4 protein-coding genes and 1 pseudogene are annotated in these 4498 nt (G+C 66.0%); 2 read left to right on the top strand and 3 right to left on the bottom strand.

Going from position 1 to position 4498, the window contains the following annotated elements; all coding sequences use genetic code 11:
- Positions 1 to 744 (top strand): glycosyltransferase (locus DBR22_RS16335; protein ID WP_146187531.1); only part of this gene is annotated, 744 nt, incomplete at its 5' end.
- A gap of 31 nt (positions 745 to 775) precedes the next feature.
- On the opposite strand, the pseudogene DBR22_RS16330 reads toward DBR22_RS16335, so the two are convergent.
- The 3 genes and pseudogenes from DBR22_RS16330 to DBR22_RS16320 form a co-directional block, all read right to left on the bottom strand.
- Positions 776 to 1539: pseudogene (locus DBR22_RS16330) on the bottom strand (SCO1664 family protein).
- Positions 1539 to 2093, bottom strand: a complete 555-nt coding sequence (locus DBR22_RS16325) for a DUF3090 domain-containing protein (protein WP_108599888.1) — start codon at positions 2091 to 2093, stop codon at positions 1539 to 1541. The pseudogene DBR22_RS16330 and the gene DBR22_RS16325 overlap by 1 nt, the downstream one beginning before the upstream one ends.
- 24 nt (positions 2094 to 2117) lie before the next feature.
- Positions 2118 to 2810 carry a histidine phosphatase family protein gene (locus tag DBR22_RS16320; RefSeq protein ID WP_108599887.1) on the bottom strand — a complete coding sequence of 231 codons (693 nt, stop codon included), beginning with the start codon at positions 2808 to 2810 and terminating at the stop codon, positions 2118 to 2120.
- A 167-nt stretch (positions 2811 to 2977) separates the two neighbouring features.
- Between DBR22_RS16320 and DBR22_RS16315 the strand changes: the two genes are divergently transcribed.
- Complete coding sequence (locus DBR22_RS16315) at positions 2978 to 4009, top strand: NADPH:quinone reductase (protein ID WP_108599886.1); 1032 nt, start codon at positions 2978 to 2980, stop codon at positions 4007 to 4009.
- Positions 4010 to 4498: the final 489 nt, after the last annotated feature.

Below are 4498 nucleotides of genomic sequence, written 5' to 3'. Positions count from 1 at the left end.
CTGCACATGCGCTCGTCCTTCACGGCCACCGTCCTGTGCGGACGCAACGATGCGCTGCGGCAGCGTATCGAGCAGTTGGTGGCGCCCGCTGGCGACCGCTACCGCGTGCTCGGCTTCACGGCGGAGATGCCGCAGCTGCTCCGCCGCGCCGACCTGTTTGTGGGCAAGCCGGGCGGGCTGTCGGCGTCGGAATGCATGGCTGTAGGGCTGCCCATGGTGCTTGTGAACCCCATACCGGGGCAGGAGGACCGCAACGGCGATTACCTGCTGGAACAGGGGGCGGCGGTCCGCTGCAACACCCCCGCGACGATCGGCTGGAAGATCGACGAGGTGCTGCGGGAGCCGGGCCGCCTGCAGCGGATGCAGGCGGCGGCGCGGAGAACCGGACGCCCTGACGCTGCGGCGGACGTGCTGACCGGACTGCTGGACGGGCCGTCCCGTCCACTGGTTGTGACACGCGGGGCGCAGAAGACAATCCTCGACGAGAGCGAGCGGCGCGTCGTTGCGACCGATCTGACGGGGCCCTCATCGCTGGTCCGCGTGGTCGACTCGGCTGCGGGTAGCACGGTCGCGCTGTTGCGGGCCGAGGAGTTGGGAGATCTGCAGAAGCGGTACGCCACCCCGGACGGTGGCCTGATACTCCGGCGCGGCCACGCGCTCATGTCGCTCAGGCGGGAGGAGCGGCGGCTGCTCCGCGCCCTTCTTCGGGGGGACGACGAGCTGCCCGTCCGCGTCGAGGTGTGACACAGCCTGCGAGCCGGTAGCCGTCATCCGCTTAGAACAGGGGCCAGGGGACCGCCGGCATTTCACCGCTTGGAGCCGGAAACCGCCCTGCCAAGCGCAACCGGGCGCAGCGCGCGGCGAGCGATGCGATTTCTTCGGTGCTGAGCAAGTCCGCCAGGTTTCGGCCCAGCCCACCGTGCAGTCCTTCGCTGACACGATCGATGCCGTCGCATTCCTCGGATGTCAGTGCGTCTCCCAGCCATCCCCACAGCACCGTGCGCAGCTTGTGGTCACCGTGAAAGGTGAGCCCGTGGTCCACGCCGTGCCGGCGTCCGTCCGTGATGGACAGGATGTGATCGCCTTTACGGTCCGCGTTGTTCACGACGACGTCGAACACGGCCATGCGTCTGAGCGCCGGAGAGTCCTCGTGTATGAGGGCGACCACCCGTCCATTCTCATCCTGGCCCTCGAGGACGTGTTTCCAGCCGATCTCGGGTACGTCATCCGACACAACGAGATCCACCGCGTTCTGGTCGGGGTCTCCTGCCACAGCTGCACCATCCCTTCACCGAACGGACCATCGCGCAGCCAGGTAGGCGGCACCACATTCCAGCCGAGGGCCTCTGAGACCAGGTAGGCGGCAACCTCCCGGTGGGCTAGGAAGCCATCGGGAAAATCCCATAGCGGTTTCTCCCCGGCTATCGGTTTATAGACGACTTTCGTGTCCCCGATGCCGCCCAGGAAGGTGGCGTTCGATGCCGTCGTTATGCGCCCAGTGAGCGTCAGCTCGGCCGTCAACAGGTCAGGCGCCGGCATCAGACCTCAGGCAGCGTGCAGACGTGCCCGTCGGCGTCTACGGGGTAACCGCAGAGCGGGCACGCGGGACGCCCGGCGCCCACTACCTCACGCGTGCGCTGAGCGAATGCGCGGGCGGAGCCAACCGGCATCCGCACCAGCAGCATTTCGGGCACGTCAGCGTCGTCCAGATCAAGCGATTCGGTGTTGCCATCAGCGTCGACATCGGTGATCGGGTAGGCCTCTATCACGACCTGCGCCGTCGTCGGGTCCCAACCTAAACTCATGGCACCGGTGCGAAATTGTTCCTGAACGGCCTCGAGCTGGTCATTGTCAACCAATTCAACGGGGGTACTGGTGGGAACGCTATGGGGGTTGCCCTCGACGGTGAGGAGCTGGTCGAGCATTTCGTCGATCTTGTCCGCGAGCAGAGCCGACTGCTGCTTCTCCAGGGCAATACTCACGATCTGCGTCCCTGCGCGCACCTGCAGGTAGAACGTACGCGCCCCCGGAAGGCCAATGGTTCCGACAACGACCCGATCAGGCCAGGCAAACTCGTGAACACGTGTAGGCATGTCAGTATTTTAGGCACAAGAGACTCATGGCGCCTTTTTCCCTGCACCGCCGCCCACCGGCGCATCGTCAGAATGGATGACGTTCGACAGCCACGACAGATCACCCGCGTCGGTGTTGGTTGCGTAGACGCTCGGCCGGCTCGCGCCGTAGCGCACGATCGATACTGAGGCGGGGCCCACGTTAATACGCTGGAACAGGTCAAGGTGCATGCCCAGCGCGTCGGCGAGGATTGACTTGATGATGTCACCGTGACTCACCGCCACCCACACGGCCCCTGGCCCGTACTCGGCTTCGAAGGCTGCATCGTGGCGTCGAATCGCTGCCACCGACCGGGCCTGCATCGCGGCCATGGATTCCCCTCCGGGAAAGACGACGGCGGATGGTTGGGACTGCACAACCGGCCACAAATCCTCGGTCGCGAGATCACTCAACGTGCGGCCCTGCCACCGGCCGTAATCGCACTCGGTGAGATCGGGATCGACCGGCGCGTACGGCATGCCGACCTGGCGATCGAGAATGAGCTGGGCGGTCTGCTGACAACGCTCAAGAGGGCTCGACACCACCCCGACCAGGGGCACTGCCGCGAGGCGGTCTCCGGTCAGAGCCGCCTGGTCGCGCCCGATCTGGTCCAGGCTGACGCCGACGGCCCGGCCAGCCAGCAGTCCGGTTGCATTGGCTGTGGTGCGGCCGTGCCGCACGAGAATAACTGTCGCCATCCACCCAGCCTAACCACCCACTCGATGGGTGTGTGAACCGTACCGGGTCGCGCGCACCGGGAGCAGATCCTAAGCTCAGCGCGGCGGATAGCTGATACTGGTCATGCCATCGGGAGCCGGGTGCACGCGGCGGGAATTTTCGGTCCGGTCCGGCGTTAGGTCTGAGTATGAAAGCTATCGTGTACCGTGCCACCGGTGGTCCGTCTGTCCTGGAGCTCATCGACCGTGGCATCCGCGACCCGGGGCCCGGGGAGGTGCGCGTGCGGATCGTGGTGTCCGCGGTGAACCCCACTGACTGGAAGTCGCGGCGGGGCGCCAAGCCGGGCGAGTCCTTGCCTTTCGCGGAGGTCGTACCCAACCAGGACGGCGCCGGAGTGGTGGATGCCGTCGGATCCGGCGTCGAGGGTTTCCACGTCGGTGACAGGGTTTGGCCGGCCCTGGCCGCCTACCAGCGCGCCGACGGCGGGACAGCCCAGGAGTTCGCCGTCCTGCCGGCCGAGCGGGTCTTCCCGCTGCCGGAGAACGCAGGGTTCGACCTCGGCGCAAGCCTGGGCGTTCCCGCGGTTACCGCCCATCGTGCCCTGACCATCGCCGAGGACGGCCCGCAGCGGCTGCACCCGGGAGCTTTGGATGGCAAAGTGGTTCTCGTCGCGGGAGGAGCCGGCGCCGTGGGTCACGCGGCGATCCAGCTCGCCAAGTGGGCCGGAGCCGTTGTGGTCACGACCGTGAGCGGACCAGCGAAGGCTGCGCTGGTCACGGCCGCCGGCGCCGATCACATCATCAATTACCGGGAAACCGACGCGGCCGCGGAGATCCGCCGGATCGCTCCCAACGGCGTCGACCAGATCGTAGAGGTCGCACCCGCGCAGAACGCGGAACTCGACCTGGCAGTGATCCGCAACCGCGGCTCCATCGCCGTGTATGCCAACAACGGCGGCGACCTGGTGACCCTGGACGTGCGAAGGCATTTTAGCCTCAACGTCCGCTACCAGTTCGTGCTGCTCTACACCGTCGGCATGGCGGCGGTGAAAGCCGCCGCCGAGGACATCAATGCGGCCATCGCCGACGGCGCCCTCCCGGTGGGAGAAGCCGCAGGCCTGCCGCTGCATCGCTTTGACCTGGTTGACACGGCCGCGGCCCACGCGGCGGTGGAAGAGGGCATCGTCGGCAAGGTGCTGATCGATGTGTCAGCGGGCTAGCCGATAGCGCATCGTGCCCTGGCAGTCGGCTTAGCTCACGGTTCGAAGACCGAGGTCAGTAATAAAAAAGCGAGTACAGACTACTCGGGTCATGCGAATCTGACCGGCTTACTGTGGGCGGATGAGTATTTTGAGCTGTCCTACTCAGATTTGTTGTCCGGCGGAGCTTCCGCGCTTCGTCGGCTCATTGATCGGCGTACACGTTTCAACGTGTGGTGCCGCCACGCTCCGCCGGAATCCGGAAACATCCCTGCGCGCCTTCCGCGCGCTAACGGGCGGAGTCGCGAAGATCAACGGGCTGGCCACCTGCACTGAGGCGCTTTCTCCTTGTTAGAAACTCCCCTGGAGCAACTGTGAAAATGATCGAAAGTGCCCCCAACACGAGTCGCAGGACTTCCTGGTTTGGCGTCATGCGGGGAGGTGGTCGCCTGGCCGGTCAGCGTCTACGCGGGTCGCAGAAGCTGCGGCTCCACGCACTGCTGACAGTGC

The sequence above is a fragment of the Arthrobacter sp. HMWF013 genome (assembly GCF_003061105.1).
Lineage (GTDB): Bacteria > Actinomycetota > Actinomycetes > Actinomycetales > Micrococcaceae > Arthrobacter.
Note: the sequence above shows the minus strand (reverse complement) of the source record. Positions and strands in the feature narration are given on the sequence as shown.

Excerpts from the sequence above, each read along its gene's own strand:
- DBR22_RS16325 (WP_108599888.1), bottom strand. The coding sequence starts at position 2,093 with ATGCCTACACGTGTTCACGAGTTTGCCTGGCCTGATCGGGTCGTTGTC.
- DBR22_RS16320 (WP_108599887.1), bottom strand. The coding sequence starts at position 2,810 with ATGGCGACAGTTATTCTCGTGCGGCACGGCCGCACCACAGCCAATGCA.
- DBR22_RS16315 (WP_108599886.1), top strand. The coding sequence starts at position 2,978 with ATGAAAGCTATCGTGTACCGTGCCACCGGTGGTCCGTCTGTCCTGGAG.